This window comes from Aquimarina latercula DSM 2041 (assembly GCF_000430645.1).
Classification (GTDB): Bacteria; Bacteroidota; Bacteroidia; order Flavobacteriales; family Flavobacteriaceae; genus Aquimarina; species Aquimarina latercula.
This window is the reverse complement of record NZ_AUMK01000005.1, coordinates 330,638-351,890: the sequence shown is the minus strand read 5'-3', so window position 1 is coordinate 351,890 and position 21,253 is coordinate 330,638. Positions and strand designations below refer to the sequence as shown.

The 21,253-nt window shown below is 33.3% G+C and carries 15 protein-coding genes; 12 read left to right on the top strand and 3 right to left on the bottom strand.

Annotated features, from left to right (window positions below):
• Nucleotides 1–181: 181 nt before the first annotated feature.
• The 3 genes from H526_RS0108805 (at nt 182) to H526_RS0108795 (ending at nt 3,325) form a co-directional block, all read left to right on the top strand.
• Nucleotides 182–898: a 4'-phosphopantetheinyl transferase family protein gene (locus H526_RS0108805; RefSeq protein WP_027392668.1), complete on the top strand. Its 717-nt coding sequence runs from the start codon at nt 182–184 to the stop codon at nt 896–898.
• A gap of 378 nt (nt 899–1,276) precedes the next feature.
• Nucleotides 1,277–2,110: a mechanosensitive ion channel family protein gene (locus H526_RS0108800; protein ID WP_027392667.1), complete on the top strand. Its 834-nt coding sequence runs from the start codon at nt 1,277–1,279 to the stop codon at nt 2,108–2,110.
• A gap of 138 nt (nt 2,111–2,248) precedes the next feature.
• Entirely contained in the window at nt 2,249–3,325 is a 1,077-nt protein-coding gene (locus H526_RS0108795) for a DUF2652 domain-containing protein (RefSeq protein WP_027392666.1), read from the top strand.
• Between the two features lie 15 nt (nt 3,326–3,340).
• On the opposite strand, the gene H526_RS0108790 is transcribed toward H526_RS0108795, so the two are convergent.
• Complete coding sequence (locus tag H526_RS0108790) at nt 3,341–4,621, bottom strand: UDP-N-acetylmuramoyl-tripeptide--D-alanyl-D-alanine ligase (RefSeq protein WP_027392665.1); 1,281 nt, start codon at nt 4,619–4,621, stop codon at nt 3,341–3,343.
• A 74-nt stretch (nt 4,622–4,695) separates the two neighbouring features.
• On the bottom strand, nt 4,696–6,369 hold the full coding sequence (gldJ, locus tag H526_RS0108785; RefSeq protein WP_027392664.1) for a gliding motility lipoprotein GldJ: 1,674 nt from the start codon (nt 6,367–6,369) through the stop codon (nt 4,696–4,698).
• 213 nt (nt 6,370–6,582) lie between these two features.
• Here gldJ and porU point away from each other — a divergent pair, with 213 nt between their 5' ends.
• From porU to H526_RS0108740, 9 genes are all read left to right on the top strand, one after another.
• Entirely contained in the window at nt 6,583–10,419 is a 3,837-nt protein-coding gene (gene porU, locus H526_RS0108780) for a type IX secretion system sortase PorU (RefSeq protein ID WP_245591196.1), read from the top strand.
• A 39-nt stretch (nt 10,420–10,458) separates the two neighbouring features.
• Complete coding sequence (gene porV, locus H526_RS0108775) at nt 10,459–11,619, top strand: type IX secretion system outer membrane channel protein PorV (RefSeq protein WP_027392662.1); 1,161 nt, start codon at nt 10,459–10,461, stop codon at nt 11,617–11,619.
• Between the two features lie 128 nt (nt 11,620–11,747).
• Nucleotides 11,748–12,230 (top strand): cytidine deaminase, encoded by a 483-nt coding sequence (locus H526_RS0108770; protein ID WP_027392661.1) that lies wholly within the window; start codon nt 11,748–11,750, stop codon nt 12,228–12,230.
• Between the two features lie 158 nt (nt 12,231–12,388).
• Nucleotides 12,389–13,390 carry a pyruvate dehydrogenase (acetyl-transferring) E1 component subunit alpha gene (pdhA, locus tag H526_RS0108765; RefSeq protein WP_027392660.1) on the top strand — a complete coding sequence of 334 codons (1,002 nt, stop codon included), beginning with the start codon at nt 12,389–12,391 and terminating at the stop codon, nt 13,388–13,390.
• A gap of 3 nt (nt 13,391–13,393) precedes the next feature.
• Nucleotides 13,394–14,998: a pyruvate dehydrogenase complex dihydrolipoamide acetyltransferase gene (locus tag H526_RS0108760; protein ID WP_027392659.1), complete on the top strand. Its 1,605-nt coding sequence runs from the start codon at nt 13,394–13,396 to the stop codon at nt 14,996–14,998.
• A 71-nt stretch (nt 14,999–15,069) separates the two neighbouring features.
• The gene (locus H526_RS0108755; RefSeq protein WP_027392658.1) at nt 15,070–15,657 is read left to right on the top strand and encodes an NUDIX domain-containing protein; all 588 of its coding nucleotides are present in this window, start codon (nt 15,070–15,072) and stop codon (nt 15,655–15,657) included.
• Nucleotides 15,658–15,730: 73 nt separating this feature from the next.
• On the top strand, nt 15,731–16,675 hold the full coding sequence (locus tag H526_RS0108750) for a M28 family metallopeptidase (protein WP_027392657.1): 945 nt from the start codon (nt 15,731–15,733) through the stop codon (nt 16,673–16,675).
• A gap of 54 nt (nt 16,676–16,729) precedes the next feature.
• Complete coding sequence (locus H526_RS0108745) at nt 16,730–17,410, top strand: SDR family NAD(P)-dependent oxidoreductase (RefSeq protein ID WP_027392656.1); 681 nt, start codon at nt 16,730–16,732, stop codon at nt 17,408–17,410.
• A 26-nt stretch (nt 17,411–17,436) separates the two neighbouring features.
• A complete protein-coding gene (locus tag H526_RS0108740) occupies nt 17,437–19,938 on the top strand; it encodes a beta-mannosidase (protein WP_027392655.1) in 2,502 nt (833 codons plus the stop codon).
• Here H526_RS0108740 and H526_RS0108735 read toward each other — a convergent pair.
• A complete protein-coding gene (locus tag H526_RS0108735) occupies nt 19,935–21,242 on the bottom strand; it encodes a sugar MFS transporter (RefSeq protein ID WP_027392654.1) in 1,308 nt (435 codons plus the stop codon). The genes H526_RS0108740 and H526_RS0108735 overlap by 4 nt on opposite strands.
• Between the last annotated feature and the right edge of the window lie 11 nt (nt 21,243–21,253).

Sequence of the window (21,253 nt, the reverse complement as noted above, 5' to 3'; positions counted from 1 at the left end):
TGTATATAAAAACAGGTTTAATCTCCACAAATTTCTGATATCAGTTAGTGCTATATCAAAACAGTATTTCGATGAAACTAAATATTAGAGCTATGTTTAATAGCTGTCAATAATACCTTTGTTTCATAACAAAAACGGTTGCATAAACCAGAACTATAATAGTGAACTAAAATAATAGAATATGGAAAATCATATTATTAGTGCGCAAAATTTGTCACAAACTATAATGTTTAGTGACCAGAACATGTATACTCCAACAAATATTGAGGTAGATGAATCCTATCTTTTATATCATACCTTTACTGAAAAATTTGATCCCGAAATTTGGAATTACTATCTGAATATTTTACCAAAAAAACTTCAGAATGAGGTGTTTAAGTTTAGAAGATGGCAAGATAGGTATAATTGTTTGCTAGGCAAGCTCTTGGTGTATCTTGGTCATTATCTATTCTGTGGAAGTCCTTTAGAATTCAGTAGATTTCTTAAGGACTCTTATGGGAAACCATACATAAAAGATAGCAATATACATTTTAATATTTCGCATAGCGGAAATACTGCTGTATGTGCTTTTAGTAAACAAAGTATAGGAGTTGACATTGAGGAGATAAATGATCTTGACGTAACAATGTTCGATACTGTTTTTAATCCCGATGAAATGCTAAGAATAAATGCAGATGGGACTTCTAAGTTTTATGAATTTTGGACCATTAAAGAAGCTGTATCCAAAGCAATCGGAAAAGGTTTAGGTATCCCGCTTTTAGACATTAAAATAAAAGATAAATATGTAATATATAATAATAATGAATGGCAAATTGAAAGCTATAAAATGGGAAATAAATATTGTACCGTAGCATCTGGAATCTGCAATAAAATAAGGATTAAGGAAATAGAATTTTAGCAGTTTGTTAGATTGAAAATAATATTTGATTAAAAACAAGTGGAGATAGATGGAGTTTGGTAATATGGTAGTTAAAATTTTTATATTTATTGTTTTTTAATCAAATGTTGAATCCAAGAAGGACGAAAAGATCATTTTTTGTAGGTAATTTAAAGTGTTATTTATGAGTTGGTTTTGTAGATTAGGTGAAAATTTGAAATTTAATTTTGACTTGATTAGGTCATTATCTTATACTAAAATGTTCAAAATTATTCTACGTTAAGCAATGTCTCAAATTAAAAAAAATCGTTAAATAGAGAAAAAAGTTATGAAAGTTATAAGCTAAACTTTAGTAAAGAACAATTATTTTTGAATAATAATAAATTACGTTAAAATAAAATGGAGAAATTAGGGCTTACGAAGGAAAATTGGGAGCAATTTGTAACTTGGATTTGGGATTTTTTACCAGGATTAATTTCGGCAATTATTATATTTCTGGTAGGGATTTGGATTATTAATATTTTTAGTAAAGCACTTCGTAAATTTTTTCAAAAGAAGGATTATGATGAAACATTAGAAAAGTTCTTATATGATCTGATAAATATAGGTCTCAAGATTTTGCTTATAGTATTAGTGGTAACACAATTAGGTGTTCAAACTTCTTCTCTTGTTGCAATATTAGGAGCGGCTGGATTAGCTATTGGTCTAGCATTGCAAGGATCTTTGTCTAATTTTGCGGGTGGAGTTCTTATTTTGTTCTTTAAACCTTTTAAGATTGGGGACTTTATAGAAGCACAAGGCATTTCGGGTACTGTTAAGGAAATTTCCATATTTACTACTAAGGTAAATACTTTTGGAAATCAATTGGCAGTAATACCAAATGGTAAGATATCTAACGGTAATATAATTAATTACTCGGCAGAGGATAAAAGAAGAGGTAAGATAGAGATAGGGGTTTCTTATGATAGTAATATCAAAGATGCAAAAGAAATTCTATTGGATTTAATCAATGGTCAGGAAAAGGTTATTAAAGATCCAGCTCCCGAGATATTTGTTTCTGAACTAGGAGATAGTGCTGTGACCTTATCTTTGCGTTTTTGGGCACTTAATGATGATTTTTGGACTGTTCATTTTTATACTATGGAGGAAGCTAAAAAAAGACTTGAATCTAATGATATCTCAATACCATTTCCGCAAAGAGATGTGCATTTATATTCTAAAGAATCTCAATAGTAAACCAGATATTTTTCTAAAGTTCCTTGTAAAACCTGATATTTCGTATTACTTTATTTTCCTAAATAATTTATAAAACCGCTACGCCTTAGAAGGAAATTATTAGATTTAGTAAATACTAGCATAAAACTATGTTTAATGGCTGAATCTTTATTATTTATACCAGATATATCTGGATATACAAAATTTGTTCAAAATACAGAAATAGAGCACAGTCAACATGTGATTGCAGAGTTGTTAGAGGTTTTGATTAAGGCTAATACTCAAAATTTAAAGTTAGCCGAAGTTGAAGGAGATGCACTTTTTTTTTATAAAGAGGGCGTGGTTCTTTCTCAGGAGAAGTTATTGGCGCAGATAGAAACAATGTTTACTTCTTTTTATAGTCATCTTAAGGTGTTAGAAAAAAATAGAATCTGCCCATGTAATGCGTGTGCAACAGCACCAGATCTTCAATTAAAAATTATTGCACATTCTGGAGAATTACAATTCATAACGGTTCAAGGTAAACGAAAGCCTTTTGGGCAGATAGTGATAGAGGCACATAGATTACTTAAGAATTCGATTTCTAGTAATAATTATGCTTTGTTAAGTGAAGACTTGTCTAAAGTGATTGGGATTTCTAATAAATATAAAAGCCAACTGTTTAATTTTTCGAAATATGAGGATGTTTATGATGAGAAAAACATTAAATATTTGTTTTCAGAGATAGATAAAGAAAATTTAAAGCTTACTTCATATGAAACCCCATATGAGGTACATTTTGATAAATCTCCAGTATTGGAGTTTCAAAAAGAATACCATGTTTCCGCAGAAGAATTGTTAGAGTACATTACTAATTATAGTTATCGACATCATTGGGTAAAAGGAGTTAATGAATTTGTTTACAATCCAGACGAAGTAACTCGTTTAGGTACAGAACATGTTTGTGTTATAGATGGGAAACGATTAAATTTTACTACCGTAACAAAAGCTGTAGAACCTGATAAATTGATTTACGGAGAGCATACTACTGATATTCCGATAATTGATGGGATGTATCAATTTTATATACTTGTTCCTACTTCTCAAAACTCTTGTAAATTACTTCTGGAATTGTATCCAGAAGCAAGGTCAGTTTTAAAAAAAATCATGTTGCATTTAGTTATGAAGAGATCGTTCCGAAAATCAATAAAAGAATCTCTAGATAATCTAGAAGTGTATGTGAATAACAAATAATATAACGTTATTCTTTTATTTGATTATATCAAGAATACGTTCGAGTTGCATTCCGCGGGATCCTTTGATTAAAATAGCATCTTTAATATCGGAAAAAGATTCATTTTCCTTTAATGTTTCAAAAGATCTGTATTTTCTTATCCGGACATCCTTTATAGATGTTTCGAAAAAGTTATTGCCGATTAAATAAATTGTGTCAAAAGATGTTTTAGTTGCTTTTTCCGCAATTTTTTCGTGTTCAGCAGCAGCAGAATCTCCAAGTTCAAACATGTCACCAAGAAATACAGTTTTGTTGTTGTAATCTAAGTTATGGAAATTGTCTATGGCAACACTCATACTTGATGGGTTGGCGTTATAGGCATCTAATATGATAGTTAATTCTTCTTTATTAATTATTTGAGATCTATTATTAGATGGAATGTAAGATTCAATTGCAGTTTTGATTTTTTCAGGATTGATTTTAAAATAAAAACCGATAGCGATGGCTGCTGAGATATTTGTAAAATTATACGCACCTATTAAATTACTGTGGATGTTTTGATTTTTGCATAATACATTAACCATCGGGTCAACGTTATCTAGTTGTATGGTGATATCACTTTCTTGTTTTTGAGAGAATGTGTATACTTTGATTCCTTCTGCTGCTTTAGAAAGCTTAGTGTCTTCTGTGTTGAGAAAAACAGTTTTATTATATTTTTTTAGATGTCGATAAAGCTCAGTTTTGCCTTTTAATACACCTTCTAAGCTTCCGAATCCTTCCAGATGTGCTTTTCCTATGTTTGTTATATAGCCGAAATCTGGTAGAGCAATATTGCATAAGAATTCAATTTCCTTTTGATGATTTGCGCCCATCTCTACAATTCCGATTTCGGTATTTTCGTTCATTGACAATAGAGTCAAAGGAACACCTATATGATTATTTAAATTTCCTAAAGTAGCAGTTGTTTGGTAGTTAGCGGATAGTACACAATTAATTAACTCTTTAGTCGTGGTTTTTCCATTGCTTCCTGTGAGTGCAATAATTGGAATTTTTAGATGTTTTCGATGATGTGTAGCTAGACTTTGTAGTGCTTTAAGCGTGTCTTTAACTAGTATATATTGATCTGATATAGCAAATTTTTCATCGTCAATTACAGCGTATAACGCACCCTTATCAATGGCTTGTTTGGCATAAGTGTTACCATCAAAATTGCCGCCTTTTAAAGCAAAAAAGATACTGTTGTTTTTGATTTTCCTAGTATCGGTGGAAATACCATCACTTTTTAAAAATAATTCATGTAGCCTTGTAATATCCATGTATTATAGTTGTATTAAAAAGCCCTGTACATATTGACAGGGCTTTATTTTATAACGAACTGATAAATTTTAATTTATCTTGGTGCTCTATGTTTTGGTGTCTTTTTGTTTTTAGCTTTTTCACCAACACGTGACATTGCGTTTCTAAATCCAATATAATCGGTAGCCATATCCTGAGGGAAGAATCTTCTCTGTGCAGGATCTAACCAATATGCTCTATCTTTCCAAGAACCACCTTTATATACTCTTACTTCTTCACTTACAATCGTAGTTCTCTTACTAGACTCATCATACCTCCTGTCTAGTTTCGTACTATCGGCTGCACTTGGCTCAACACTATGGATTGGAGAGTTATACATCCTTCTATTAGGAATGTTTTCGTCTTGGAAACCTTCATAGTATCTAGAAGAACTTTTGTCACCATCTCTAAAGTTACGGTTATCACTTTGAGTAAAGTTAGTTCTCAAATATGTTTCATTTTCGTCAACAGGAGTTTGTAAAATGCCGCCTGGTAATACTCTTGCTACAATTTTACCATTACTTAATGTATCATAGATAATAGAATCTGTAGTAACAATCTTAACAGTTCCGTCAGGATTGATAGCGTTTTTAGTATAAACGTTACCTCTATAGTAGTTAAAGTCATTATACTCATCATCCACAATTGGTCTGTATACATCAGCTACCCATTCTGCAACGTTACCCGCCATATCATAAAGACCATAATCATTAGGATCATAAGATGCTACCGGAGCAGTAATATCAGCACCATCATCACTCCATCCTGCGATACCACCATAATCACCATCACCTTGCTTAAAGTTAGCTAATTGATCTCCACGCGTTCTTCTTTTTCCAGAACGTGTGTATTGACCATCCCAAGGATATTTCTTTCTACCTCTGTAGATGTTGTAACTTCTAAGTTCAACTAAACCTAAAGCAGCATATTCCCACTCAGCTTCAGTTGGTAGTCTATATTTCGGTAAAAGTAATCCGTCTTTACGTTGGATATATAAACCTGTTGAGTCATTTCTTTTTTCGTAATCTTCCGATTTCTTTCCACCTCTTGTCGCTTCATCATTACCTCCATAGGTTTGTGAAGGAGCGTTTAAATAGGTGTCGGTGTTAAATGTACTTTCTGCAGAAACATCTTCGAAAGGTGCATTTTCTTTAATTACTCTTTCTTCTTCAAGAATTCTTTCATTCACACGGTCAGTTCTCCATTTACTGAACTCAACAGCTTGAATCCAGTTAACACCAACTACTGGATAATTGGCATATGCTGGGTGACGAAGATAATTATTAGTCATCATTTCGTTAAAACCTAGACGGTTTCTCCAAACCAATGTATCTGGTAATGCTCCGTGATAAATATTTTTATATTTTGGCTCGGTTGGAGGATAAACACCTTTCAACCAATCAAGATATTCTAGATACATAACATTGGTAACCTCAGTCTCATCCATATAAAAGGATTGTACGTGTTGTTGTGTCGGAGTATTATTCCAGTCATGCATCACATCATCCTGAACTCGTCCCATGGTGAAGGTTCCACCTTCAACAAAAACTAATCCTGGACCTGTTTCTTGTTCTTTATAATTAGTGTTTACTTGGAATCCACCATCCTTGGAGTTGTATTTCCAGCCAGTGGCTCTAGAACTGTTGCCATAATCTGTCTTGTTACAGCTGAACAGTAAGATACTAATGGTAAGGGCCATTAGCGACTTAAAAACTAACGCGTTTTTCATAATTTTAAGTTCGTTAAAGTAGAAATTAGGGCTTGCAATATAATAATTAACGTTAAATTTACCCTAATATTTTTAAAATAATATCAAATCGCGAAAAATTTATGTTTTTACGATTGACTTTGGTTTAACGTAATATTTTGGTGTTTATTATTATTTTTGAAGAAAAACCATAATTTGGAAAACACTAAAACTGTGTTAAACCCGTTATACGCTATGATGAAGAAAATTATATTTTTTTGCGCTTTACTTATTTCTGCATTTATTTCGGCGCAGAAGACAGTACATGTTGATATTGTCTGGAAAAATGTAGAGATGAATACTTCTAGTACTTCTTTCGCAGTTCCGGGGTTTGATGAAGAAAATTTTGAATTTCAAGACGATATTGGAGTCAGATATACCAAATTTTGGGAAGAATCGGCAGAAATTAATTCAAGAACTGCGAGAATTGAAAATGTTGTTTATAAAACTATTTCCAGAGCAGATCTAAAAGATCTTAGTGTTAATTTAATTCCTAACGAACTTACATATGATATTCAATCTATAAAAGCGAGAAATAAGAAAACCGGTTTTATTAGTCTTTTACCTATAGTTAAAAATGGCAATGCTTTTAAAAAAGTTGTTTCTTTTGATATTGTTTATCAAACCACAACTAGCCGAGCAAATGCTAAAAGAGCTCCAATAAGTAATTCTGTTTTAGCAACAGGAGATTGGTTTCGATTTTATGTTGATAAAACGGGAGTTTTTAAAGTTACACCTGCTTTCTTAAGTAGCTTAGGTATGGATGTTTCTTCGGTTAATCCAAATACGATAAAGATATATGGTAATGGAGGAAGAATGCTGCCTTTATTAAATGAAGAAAATACCGAGTTTGATTTAAGAGAGAATGCGATACAAATAATAGGAGGGGAAGATGGTAATTTTTCTGGGGATGATTATATTTTATTCTATGGTGAAAATACAGAAGGATATAGTGAGGAAAATATAACGAATCTAAATTTGTACGCTGATAAGTCATATTATTATGTAACATCAGGAGGCTCTAATAGTAGGCGTGTATCTAATTATAATGAACCTACCGCTGCGGCAGATATTCAGATTAATTCATTTACAGATTATCAATTTTATGAAATAGATGAATATAATATTGTAAAAGTTGGAAGGCGTTGGTTTGGTGATCGTTTTGATGTCCAAAATAATAGGGATTATAATTTTGACTTCCCAAATTTAATTTCGTCAGAACCTATTGAGTTAAGAGTTTATGGAGCAGCTACTTCTACTTCTGTGTCCAGTATGAATATAACTGTTAATGGTGGACAGGTTGGGATCTTAAGTTTTGGGCAAATTTCAGGGACATCTCTAGGTTCTCCGAGGAATATTACACAGGATGTTACTTCTGGTTCTGACCAAGTAACAGTTGGTTTAAGTTATAATAATAATGGTAATCCTTCTGCAATAGGTTATCTCGATTTTATAAGTCTTGAGGCTAACAGAGGGCTAATAGGTACTAATTCCCAAATGCCATTCTTCTATAAAGATGCGCCTACCTTAGCAGGAATTGGACAATATAATATTTCGAATGCGTCTAGTATTTCTCAAGTATGGGATGTAACGAACCCCGAATTAATAAGTAGTATTGTTAATGGTAATGCATCATCTACCTTAAGTTTTAAAGCCACAATGGGCGAAACAAGGCAATATGTGGCAATTGTGCCAACAAATTATTACGACCCGCTATCAGATCAAACTGCAAGAGTTGATAATCAGGATATAAAAGGAACTATATTTCTAAATAATCAAGGGCAGTTTGAAGATGTTGATTATTTAATAGTTTCAAATAATGATTTATTACAATCTGCAAATAGGTTAGCTGATCATCATAGAACTTTAAATAATTATAATGTTAAGGTAGTAACACTTGATCAGATCTATCATGAATTTGGAAGTGGTAAACAAGATATAGCGGCAATACGAAACTTAGTGAGATATGTATACGATAATGCTTCTGATGCAAATGAGCGGTTAAAATATCTTTGTCTTTTTGGAGATGCATCAGTTGATTATAAAGGTTTATTGTTAAGAGAAAATTGTGCGGATAGCAATATAGTTCCAACTTTTCAGAGTTTGAGTAGTTTTTCTTTAGTAAGTTCTTTTGCTACAGATGACTTTTTTGGATCTATGGATCCAGCAGAAGGACAAATGTTATCAAGTGATCAATTAGATATTGCAGTCGGCAGAGTATTGGCTGATTCACCACAATTGGCAGATGCTATGGTTACTAAAATTATTGACTATAATAATGAACAGTCCTTTGGACGATGGAGAAATTCGGTACTACTAATTGCAGATGATGTTGATGTTGATTGGGAAGAAACTATCCAGAGAAATTTAGATGAGCTTGGCGATGATTTGGTTCAAAGAAAACCCTATTTAAACCTTACTAAAATATACGCTGATGCTTTTGAACAAGAATCTTCAGCATCCGGAAGTAGGTATCCTAAAGTGAATGAAGCTATTTCTAATGCAATAGAAAAAGGAGCTGTAGCTATTGATTATTTTGGACATGGTGGAGAAGATGGATTGGCAAAAGAATTTATTTTTAATAAATCGGATGCTAGCGAATTAGCAAATACAAATAAGTATCCCGTTTTTATTACGGTTACTTGCGAGTTTACTAAGTTTGATAATCCTTGTAGAGATTCTGCTGGGGAGTTAACCTATTGGAATACCGGTGGTGGGGCAGTAGGTCTAATTAGTACGACAAGAGATGTAATTGTAACTTTCGGAATTTCGGTTAATGATAGATTGTCAGGATTTTTGTTTCCGGATACTTCTGATTACCCGACTATTGCGGAGGCTGTAAGGCAATTAAAAAATTCATATACTACCAATAGTAGAAGAGTAGTTTTCTTTTTTGGAGATCCTGCGATGAAAATGGCTATTCCTAAATCAAATATTCGTTTAACTAACATTAATGATGTTCCTATTACACAAGAAGTTGATACTCTTAAAGCACTAAGTAGAATAAAAATATCTGGAGAAGTAGTAAGTGAATCAGGAACTTTATTGTCTGACTATAATGGAGTGTTGTCTACTACAATATATGATAAAGAAGTAGATAGAGTTACGCTTGCTAATGATAATGTTAGAAATAGTGCTGGTGAGATAATTAAGTTAAATTATGAAACGTTAGGAGAGATTATATTTAGAGGGAAAGCATCTGTTACTAATGGTCTTTTTACTTTCGAGTTTATAGTGCCCAGAGATATAGGTATTCCAGTTGATACTGGAAGAATAAGTTTTTATGCTTCTAGAAATGGAGTTCTAGAGAATCAAACAGGAGTTGATCAAACAATTTTAGTAGGTGGTCTTAATGAAAATGCTCCCGAAGATAATGTAGGTCCTCAAATTCAGTTGTTTATGAATGATGAAAGTTTTGTTTCTGGTGGTGTAACTAATGATTCTCCGATACTTATTGCTAGATTACAAGATGAGAATGGTATAAATACTGCGAGTGGTATCGGTCACGATATTTCTGCTATATTAGATGGTGATGAAGCGAATCCATTTATTCTTAATGATTTTTATGAAACGGAAATAGATGATTTTACAAAGGGAATCGTTAATTTTAAATTTAGAGATTTAGAACCAGGATTGCATACGCTTACATTCAAAGGGTGGGATGTTTATAATAATTCTTCTACTCAAGAAATTCAATTTGTAGTGGCTGATGCTTCGGGTTTTACACTTAATAATGTTCTTAATTATCCAAACCCATTTGTAAGTCATACCGAATTTTGGTTTGAGCATTCTAGTGCTATTAATGATGTTTTAGAGGTTCAAATTCAGGTGTTTACTGTGTCCGGAAAAGTGATCTGGACAAACAATCAAACATTGTCCGGAAAAACAAGTTATAGAGAGGATATTCAATGGAACGGAAGAGATGATTTTGGGGATAAATTAGGAAAAGGAGTATATGTGTATAAGATATCTGTAAAATCAACGTTAACAAATCAACGGGTTGAGAAATTTGAAAAACTCGTAATATTATAATAACTAAATAACTATATATTTGTCAAAATCAATTTTCACATGAGAAAAATCATAATCCTTGGGTTTGTGTTTTTAACACTATCAAATTTTAAATTGAAGGCTCAAGACCAGAACCGAGCAATAACTACTGCTACACCATTTTTACTAATTGCTGCGGATGCAAGAGCAGCAGGTTTAGCTGATCAAGGAGTTGCAACTTCAGCGGATGCATTTTCACAACAATGGAATCCAGCTAAATATGCATTTGTTGCAAAACAACAAGGGGTAGGTATTAATTATACACCTTACTTAAGTAATCTAGTAGATGATATATTTTTAGGGAGTGTAAATTATTACAATCGTTTTGGACAGGATGGTAGAAGTGCTGTTGCTGCAAGTTTCAGATATTTCAGCCTAGGAGATATCGAATTTAGACAAGGTCCTAATGATGAGCCTAATGTTCAGAAACCTAATGAATTGACATTAGACGTTTCATATGCATTACAATTAAGTCCTACATTTTCTATGGGTATTGCAGGACGATATTTACGTTCTGATTTAAGATTGCAAGGTTTGGGAGCCGATGCAAGTGCTGCAGGAAGTTTTGGTGTAGATGTTGCTGCTTTTTATCGTAGTGAAGAGATTGCTTATAGCTCTTTTAATGGTAGATGGAGAGCTGGATTAAATATTTCTAATATTGGTCCTAAAATTAAATATGATGACGCAGGACAAGAAAACTTTATTCCTACTACATTTAGGTTAGGTGCAGGATTTGACTTCTTATTAGATGAGTACAATAGAATTACACCATCTTTAGAGTTTGCTAAATTATTAGTGCCTAGTCCACAGGATTTTGATGGAGATGGCGATATAGATGCAGAAGATAATGCAGAATATCAAGATATAAGTTCATTTGGAGCTATCTTTTCATCTTGGGGAGATGCTGATGGTGGTTTTAGCGAAGAATTAGAAGAATTTACCTGGTCTTTAGGAGCTGAGTACGTATATAAAGATGTGTTCTCTTTCAGAGGTGGGTATTTCAATGAAGCAGAAGAAAAAGGAGCGCGTAAGTTTGTATCTCTTGGACTTGGATTTAAATATACAATTGTAAATTTAGATGTTTCTTATTTATTCAATGCATCTTCTGTGCAGAGTCCGCTAGAAGGAACGCTTCGATTCGGTCTTTCATTTAATTTCGGAGAAGACTTTTACGATAGGTAATCGTAATGATATTCATACCTTAAAAAAGTATCAAGCTTTAATGTTTGATACTTTTTTTGTTTGTAGTACATTGTGAATACTTTATTAGAAGATAGTACTAGTATGTATACTATTGTAAATTTTTGATTGTGAAAGAAATAGAAATAAAATCGACATTGCAAGTGTATGATGCTCTAGAAGAGTTGCCTAAGGATGTTCAGGAATTGATGCAGCAGTCCTTTAAAATTAGAGATAAAGCATATGCTCCATATTCAGAGTTTTTAGTTGGAGCTGCTTTATTGTTAGAAAATGACGAAATTGTTTTGGGTAATAATCAAGAAAATGCTTGTTATCCATCTGGTTTATGTGCGGAGCGTGTAGCGATATTTTCGGCGGGAGCAAACTTTCCAGGAGTTCCAATTTTAAGAATGGCGCTTTCTGCAAAATCTTTAAAACATCAATTGATTACACCTACTCCTCCTTGTGGTGCTTGTAGACAAGCTATAGCAGAATATGAATTAAATCAGAAGAAGCCAATTGAGATATATTTTATGGGAGAAACAGGAAAAGTAGTTAAATCTTACTCTTTAGCTAATTTATTACCACTTATTTTTGATAATTCGTATTTATAACGTTTTCGTTGATTTTTATCTAAAAACTGCTTTCTCCTTAGTAATGAATATATTATTTTTGTTTTTCGCTTAATTGAAAAATAAGCATAAAAACTCTGTAATTGTTAGAGAGGTCGGCTATAAAGCTGACTTAATTTTGAAATATCATTACATTTTAGATGAAAAAAGTAACTAAAGAAGTTTACCTGAAGTGGTATGAGGATATGCTTTTCTGGAGAAAGTTTGAAGACAAACTTGCTCAAGTTTATATCCAACAGAAAGTAAGAGGGTTTTTGCATTTATATAATGGCCAAGAAGCTATTTTAGCTGGTGCCCTACATGCAATGGACCTTACTAAAGATAGAATGATTACCGCGTATCGTAATCATGTTCAGCCTATCGGAATGGGAGTTGATCCTAAGCGAGTAATGGCAGAGTTGTATGGTAAAGGAACAGGGACATCTCAAGGAATGGGAGGATCTATGCATATCTTTTCTAAAGAACATAGATTTTATGGAGGACATGGTATCGTTGGTGGACAAATTCCTTTAGGAGCTGGTTTAGCTTTTGCAGATAAATATCACAAAAGAGACGCAGTTACTTTAACCTTTATGGGTGATGGAGCTACTCGTCAAGGTTCCCTTCACGAAGCTTTTAATTTAGCAATGTTATGGAATTTGCCTGTTGTTTTTTGTGTAGAAAATAACGGGTATGCTATGGGAACTTCGGTAGAAAGAACCGCAAACCATACTGATATATGGAAACTTGGTTTAGGATATGAAATGCCTTGCGGACCTGTAGATGCTATGAATCCTATAAAAGTTGCTGAGGCAATGGATGAGGCTATTACTCGTGCAAGAACAGGAGGAGGTCCAACTTTCTTAGAATTAAAGACATATCGTTACAGAGGTCACTCTATGAGTGATGCGCAGAAATATCGTACAAAAGAAGAGGTGGCAGAATATCAAAAAATAGATCCGATTACTCAGATATTGGATATTATAAAAGATAAGAATTATGCTACGGATGAAGAAATAGCAGCTATTGACAAGGGAGTGAAAGCTAAGGTTGCGGAATGTCAGAAGTTTGCCGAAGAATCTCCATTTCCAGAAAAGAACTTGATGTACGATGTAGTATACGAGCAAGAAGATTATCCGTTTTTATCACACAAACCACAATAAATTATGGCTACAGTAATTAATATGCCGCGATTGAGCGATACTATGGAAGAGGGAGTAGTCGCGAAGTGGCTTGTTAAGAAAGGGGACAAAATTAGTGAAGGAGATATCCTTGCAGAAATTGAAACCGATAAAGCAACTATGGAATTTGAATCTTTTTATGAAGGAGTACTACTTCATATAGGGATTGAAGAGGGAGAAACAGCTCCAGTAGATCAACTTCTTGCGATTATAGGTGAAGAAGGAGAAGATATTTCGGGTTTATTAAAGGGTGATCAAGGATCACAAACAGAAACAGTAAAAGAAGATAAAGCTGAAGAAACGGCTCCAAGTGCTTCTGCAGCTCCTGCAATTCCAGAAGGAGTAGAAGTTATTACAATGCCTCGGCTTAGTGATACTATGGAAGAAGGTACTGTTGCTACTTGGCTTAAAAAAGTAGGAGATTCTGTAGAGGAAGGAGATATCCTTGCAGAAATTGAAACTGATAAAGCTACCATGGAGTTTGAATCTTTCTATAATGGTACCTTATTACATATAGGTATAGAAGAAGGACAAACTGCTCCTGTTGATCAATTATTAGCAATTATAGGTCCAGCTGGAACTGACGTTTCTGCTATAAAAGATGGAGGAGCTGTTGCGGCTTCTGCTTCAACAAAACCAGCGGATACTCCAACTCCTAAAAAAGAAGAAAAAGTAACTGTAGCTTCTTCATCAGGTAGCGAGTCATCTGGAGGAAGAATTTTTGCTTCTCCATTAGCTAAAAAAATAGCTGCAGATAAAGGAATTGATCTAGCGCAAGTAAAAGGTACTGGTGAGAATGGTAGAATTGTAAAGAAAGATGTAGAATCGTTTACACCTTCAGCTACAGAGAGTACTCCAGCTACTAGTGCTGCTGCTCCTGCAGTAAAAGCTTTTACTCCAGCAGGAGAAGAAAGTTTTGAAGAAGTTAAGAATTCTCAAATGCGAAAAGCAATTGCTAGAGGTCTTTCTGCTTCAAAATTTACTGCACCTCATTACTATCTTACTATAGAAGTTGATATGCAGAATGCAATGGCATCTAGAAAGCATATAAACGAATTACCAGATACTAAGGTGTCATTTAATGATATGGTAGTTAAGTCGTGTGCTATGGCGTTAAGAAAGCATCCACAAGTAAATACGCAATGGTCTGATGATGTAACTAAATATGCTAAGCATATAAGTATCGGAGTTGCTGTTGCTGTGCCAGATGGATTGGTAGTTCCTGTACTACCTTTTACAGATCAGATGTCTCTTACACAAATAGGAGCAAATGTAAAGGAATTAGCAGTAAAAGCTAGAAATAAAAAGCTTACCCCTCAAGAAATGAGCGGAAGTACATTCACAGTTTCTAACTTAGGGATGTTTGGTATTCAGGAATTTACTTCTATAATTAATCAGCCTAATTCTGCAATATTATCTGTAGGTACGATAGTAGAAAAACCTGTAGTAAGGAATGGTGAGATTGTTGTTGGTAATACAATGAAAGTTACTTTAGCTTGTGATCACAGAACAGTTGATGGAGCATCTGGGGCACAGTTTTTACAGACTTTAAAACAGTACTTAGAAAATCCTGTAACTATGCTAGCATAGTTTTAAAAAGGATTGTATATAATGTTTAAAATCCCACTTCTTTTGAAGCGGGATTTTTTTATATTTAAAAAATGAACAAGAGAGTTGAAAACCTACAATCAGCCACATTATCCGATAAAACATTTTTGTTAAAAGAATATACTTTTGAGTATAAGCATACGAGTGCTCACACTCCAGAAAAACACCTTCGAGAAGTTTATGATCACGGTGATGGGGCTTCTGTTTTATTATATAACCTTGTAAAAAAAACAGTTGTGCTAACCCAGCAATTTAGGTTGCCGACTTTTTTAAATGGTAATACATCTGGGATGAATATAGAAGTTTGTGCAGGATCTTTGGATGGGGATACTCCAGAAGTTTGTGCAAAAAAAGAAGCGCTTGAAGAAACGGGTTATGCTATTAATTCTGTTGAAAAAGTATTTTCGGTATATGCATCGCCAGCGACAATGACGGAAATTGCGCACTTGTTTATTGCTGAGTATACAGATGAAATGAAAGTGGAAAATGGAGGTGGATTAGACAATGAAGAAGAATATATTGATGTACTAGAAATAGAGTTTATAAGGGCATTCGATATGATGCAAACTGGAGAAATTAAGGATGCAAGAACGGTTATGTTATTACAATTCCTGAAAATAAAAGGTATAATGGAATCTTAATAGGAGATCTCAGAGGGTACTTTTTAAGTATCTTTATCAAAAAATATTCATTTATATCGGAAAACAAAAAAACATGAAACAGATATCACTTTTTATTATTACACTTTTATTTATAAACTGTAAAGAAGTAACTAGAGCACAATCATTAGCATCAAACGTTGCAGCTTCTGATGTGGAAAGTATTATGAATTTTTTAGCTAGTGATGAATTGGGAGGTAGAGATACTGGTTCTGAAGGGTTAGAAAAAGCGGCTAAATTTATAGAAGAGGAGTTCAAGAAATCTGGGATTGATCCATATTTTGATTCGTATTTAAATACGTTTGATGCTAAAGGGACCGAAACGTATAATGTGGTTGGTTATTTAAAAGGGACGGATCCTGATTTAGCAAAACAATTTGTAGTTATTGGGGCACATTTTGATCATATAGGAACAGGAAAAGAAGTAAATGGAGATGTAATTGCTAATGGAGCTAATGATAATGCTGCTGGAAGCACTGCTGTTATTTCACTAGCAAAACATTTTGCAAAAGCAAAAAGTAATAAACGTAGTATTTTATTTGTATTGTTTGGAGCAGAAGAAAGAGGTCTATTAGGTTCTAGTCATTTGGCAAAAGCTTTAAAAGAGAAAAATCTTGACCTTTATACTATGGTAAATTTTGAAATGATAGGAGTACCATTAAATGATAAAAGTTATAAGGCTTACATTACTGGATATGAAATTTCTAATATGGCTGATAAAATGAATGAGTATTCAGGAAAAGAACTAATAGGTTTCTTGCCAAAAGCTAAAGAATTTCAATTGTTTAGAAGAAGTGATAATTATCCTTTTTATGAAAAGTTCAAAGTGCCTTGTCAAACGATTTCTACTTTTGATTTTACAAATTATGAGTATTATCACCACGTAGATGACGAGGTTTCCGAAATGAATTTTGAGTTTATGGCAGAATTAATAAATGACTGTATACCTGCTATAACAAAGATTCTGAATACATCAACAAAAGAAATTAAGTTAAATTAAAAAATTCAATCCTTTCGAGTTTTCAACACTCGAAAGGATTTTTTTATAAAAAACATGAAAAACATTATAATTACTGGGGCGAGCAGAGGAATAGGGTATGAGATGGCTAAGTTGTTTGCAGATGAAGGACATCAAGTTTTGGCTTTATCTAGAAATGAGAAACCTATTACTGCTCTAAATCATAAAAACATCCATACTTTTTCTTTTGACTTATGTAACTCTTCGGATTTATATAAATTAAAAAATTACGTTACCGATTCTTGGAATCAGGTTGATATCTTGATTAATAATGCTGGTAAATTATTGAATAAACCTTTTGGTGAAATTTCTACTCAAGAATTTGAAGAAGTGTATAGAGTAAATGTTTTTGGTGTAGCAGAAATTACTAGACTTATGTTGCCTCATATGACAAAAGGAAGTCATGTGGTTACAGTAAGTAGTATGGGTGGAATTCAGGGAAGTATGAAATTTCCTGGTTTGGCGGCATATAGTTCTAGTAAAGGAGCTGTTATTACACTAAGTGAGCTATTGGCCGAAGAGTATAAGGAAAGTGGTATAGCATTTAATGTTTTGGCTTTGGGAGCAGTACAGACAGAAATGTTAGAAGAAGCATTTCCTGGATACCAAGCACCGATTACGGCTATTGAAATGGCAAATTACATTAAAGATTTTTCGCTTACCGCTAATAAATTCTATAATGGTAAAGTATTACAGGTGTCTAGTAGTACACCCTGATTTATAACAATTGTTTTTTCTTTGATATGTATAAAAATGCGGGAATACTATTTTTATTACTCATAACTTTTTCGTGTAGTGAAAAAAAGAAAAACTTATTTACTGAGATTGATAGTGAATGGCAATTCAGATCAGATAAAGATTCTTCTTGGCTAGTTGCGGATGTGCCTGGTACTGTACATACAGATCTATTAAAAAATAAAAAAATAAATGACCCTTTTGTAGGAGTTAACGAAGAAAAACTACAATGGATTACTTCTGAAGATTGGGAATACAAAACTATTTTAAAACTAGAGGAGGAGCAGTTAGAAAGAAAGCATCATCAGCTTAGTTTCGAAGGTGTTGATACTTATACAGAAATATTTCTGAATCATAGTTTACTCTTAAAAACGAATAATGCTTTTAGAATCTGGAATGTAGATGTAAGTGGAAAACTTCTTAAGGAAAACAAATTAAGAATCCTATTTAAAAGTCCTACGGAGATTGAAGCGATTGAAAAAGGAAAGTTGCCTTATGAACTGCCGGCAGGAAATCGTATTTTCTCTCGTAAAGCCCAATTTCATTATGGATGGGATTGGGGACCTACTTTTATTACAGCTGGTGTTTGGAAACCAATTACCCTTAGATCTTGGGATGATATACAGTTGCAAGATGTATACATCAAACAAAATTTTTTAGATAAAAAACAAGCCAAACTACAAGCTGAAGTTTTGTTAAATAGAACTCAAGAAGACTTAGATGAAGATGTGGTCATAAATGTATTGATTAATAAGGAAATAGTTGAAACCAAAATAATAAATCCAGAAAAAGGAAATAAAAAATATAGTATAGATTTTCTTATTGAAAACCCAAAATGGTGGTGGACGCATAATCTTGGAGAACCTTTTCTATATGACATCGATATTCAGATACAATATGGAGATGAGGTCGTGGCTTCAAGAGAAGTTAAAAAAGGGTTGCGGACAATTGAGTTAATTACTGATAAGGATGCAGAAGGAGAATCTTTTTATTTTAAACTTAATGGAATACCCGTTTTTATGAAAGGTGCTAATTACATCCCTCAAAATATCTTTCAACCAGAAGTAACAGATCAAGATTATAAAAAACTTTTCGAAGATGTAATTGATGCTAATATGAATATGTTACGAGTTTGGGGAGGAGGAATCTATGAAAATGATATTTTTTATGATTTAGCAGATGAAAAAGGCATCCTTGTATGGCAGGATTTTATGTTTGCCTGTGCGATGTATCCAGGTGATGCTACGTTTTTAGAAAATGTAAAACAAGAAGCGATAGATAATGTTACTCGTTTACGTAACCATGCAAGTATTGCACTTTGGTGTGGTAACAATGAAAACAATGAAGCTTGGCATAATTGGGGATGGCAAGCAAATAGAAGTGAGGAAGAGAAAGCAGAGATATGGGGCAATTATCAGAAATTATTTAATGATATTTTACCGAATACTGTTTCTGATCTTACAAACACTTCTTATTGGGAGAGTTCACCCAAATATGGAAGAGGAAATCCAAAATTCCAAACCGAAGGGAATGCCCATGATTGGGGAGTATGGCATGATGGATATCCATTCGAACGATTCGAAGAAAAGGTACCACGTTTTATGAGCGAATTTGGATTCCAATCATTTCCAAGTTATGAAGCCATTCAATATTTTACACAAAAAGGCAGCATTGATATTAATCATTCAAGTTTTGCGACACATCAAAAACATGATAGAGGATTCGCTCTCATAAAAGAGTATATGGAACGGGATTTTCCTGTTCCAGATAAGGACGAAGATTATGTATATGTTAGTCAATTATTACAAGCATATGGTATGACAAAGGGTATTGAAGCACATCGTCGATCTATGCCTTATAATATGGGAACACTTTATTGGCAATTAAATGATTGTTGGCCTGTAGTTTCCTGGTCAGGAATTGATGGATTGGGGAATTGGAAAGCATTACAATATAAAGTTAAAAAGAGTTTTGAAAATATACTTGTTTCCCCAAAAGTCGAAAATGATACATTGAATGTATATGTTGTTAATGACGAATTAAAAGAGCAGCATGGAACATTAGGTTTAAAAATTCAAGATTTTGAAGGTAAGGTCATTTGGAAATATGACGAACAAATTTCTGTAAAAGCAAATGCTTCTCAAGTAGTGTTTAACGTACCAATGAAAGCATTAGATATTTTAAAAGATGAAGTAGTATTGGTGTCAGATTTTAAAGAATCGAACGCTAATTTTTATTTTAGGAAACCAAAAGATTTAAAGCTACCACCACAAGATGTATCTAAAAAAATAACGAAAGTTGATACTGGTTATGAGATTACATTATCATCAACAACGTTACAAAAAGATGTATTCTTATATTCAGATAGCAAGGGTCACTTTAGTGATAATTTTTTCGATGTACTTCCTAATAAAGAAAAAGTAATTCTTTTCGAAACTTCTACAACTTCAGAGATTGATATTTTAATAAAAACGTTGAATTCATTAATTAATATAGAAACTGTTCGTTAAGCAAGTGTTTTTTTACTTTTTAACCATCCATAGAATAAAATATAAGCATAGCATACTATTACCAGTAATAGGGCCATTTTAAAACCAATATTATCAGTCAAGAAACCATAAAAAGGAGGTATTAATGCACCTCCCACAATCGCCATACATAATAACCCTGAAGCTTGCGGTTTTAAATCTCCTAATCCATCTAGTGCAAGTGTAAATATAGTCGGAAACATAATAGAGTTGAATAAACCAACAGCTAGTATAGACCACATAGCGATTAGCCCAGTAGTATTCATAGAAATTAGGAGCATAGTGATTGCTAAACCTGCAAAAATACTTAATACTTTTCCAGGAGACATAATTCTTGTGAGGTAAGCTCCGATGAATCGGCCAATCATTGCTCCAGACCAATAAAAGACAACAAAGGCTCCCACGATTGCTTTGCCATCCATAGCGTTTAAGTCGGAGTTTAAAATACGTTCACATAGGTTTTTCATAAAAGGAGTATCCTTAATTACGGATACTAAATTCATGTCCAAGAAATAATTAACCAGGTAGCTACCTATAGCAACCTCTGCTCCTACATATACAAATATTCCTAGTGCACCTAGAAGCATTATTTTGTTTCGTAAAAGTCTACCATACCCATCCTTTGGGCTTTCTTTCATAAGTGTGGGTACTTTGATAAATCTAAACAAGATTACAAGCAATAGTATAAAGCCTGCAATCATTATAAATGGAGTTTGCACAGTAGCCGCCTCAGCGGCATAATAGGTGTCTTTCTGAGTGTCTGTTAAAGTTTGGATTTCTTTAGAGGATTTTACAGAGTCACTTAATAAAAAGATAGCCCCAACAACTGGGGCAATAGCTGTTCCAAGAGAATTAAAAGCTTGAGATAAGTTAAGGCGACTAGCAGCTCCATCTTCACTACCCAATAATGCTACATATGGATTAGCCGCTACCTGTAGAATAGTGATGCCTCCTGCAAGCGTAAAATAACCTAATAAAAATACACTGAAAAAACGATAAGAAGATGCAGGATAAAAAAGCAAACATCCAACAGCCATTGTAGTTAGTCCTAATATAATTCCTTTTTTGTAACCTATTTTGGATAATATAAACCCTGCCGGAACAGATAATACAAAGAATGCTGTAAAAAAAGCAAATTGAACCAATCCTGCCTGAAAATAAGAGAGCTCAAATACGTCTCTTAACCTAGGAATTAAAGAGTCTACTAACACCGTGATAAATCCCCATAAAAAAAACAGTATGGTAATTATAATAAAAGCGCTTCGATAAGATTTTGATTGGTTCATTGTAAGATGAT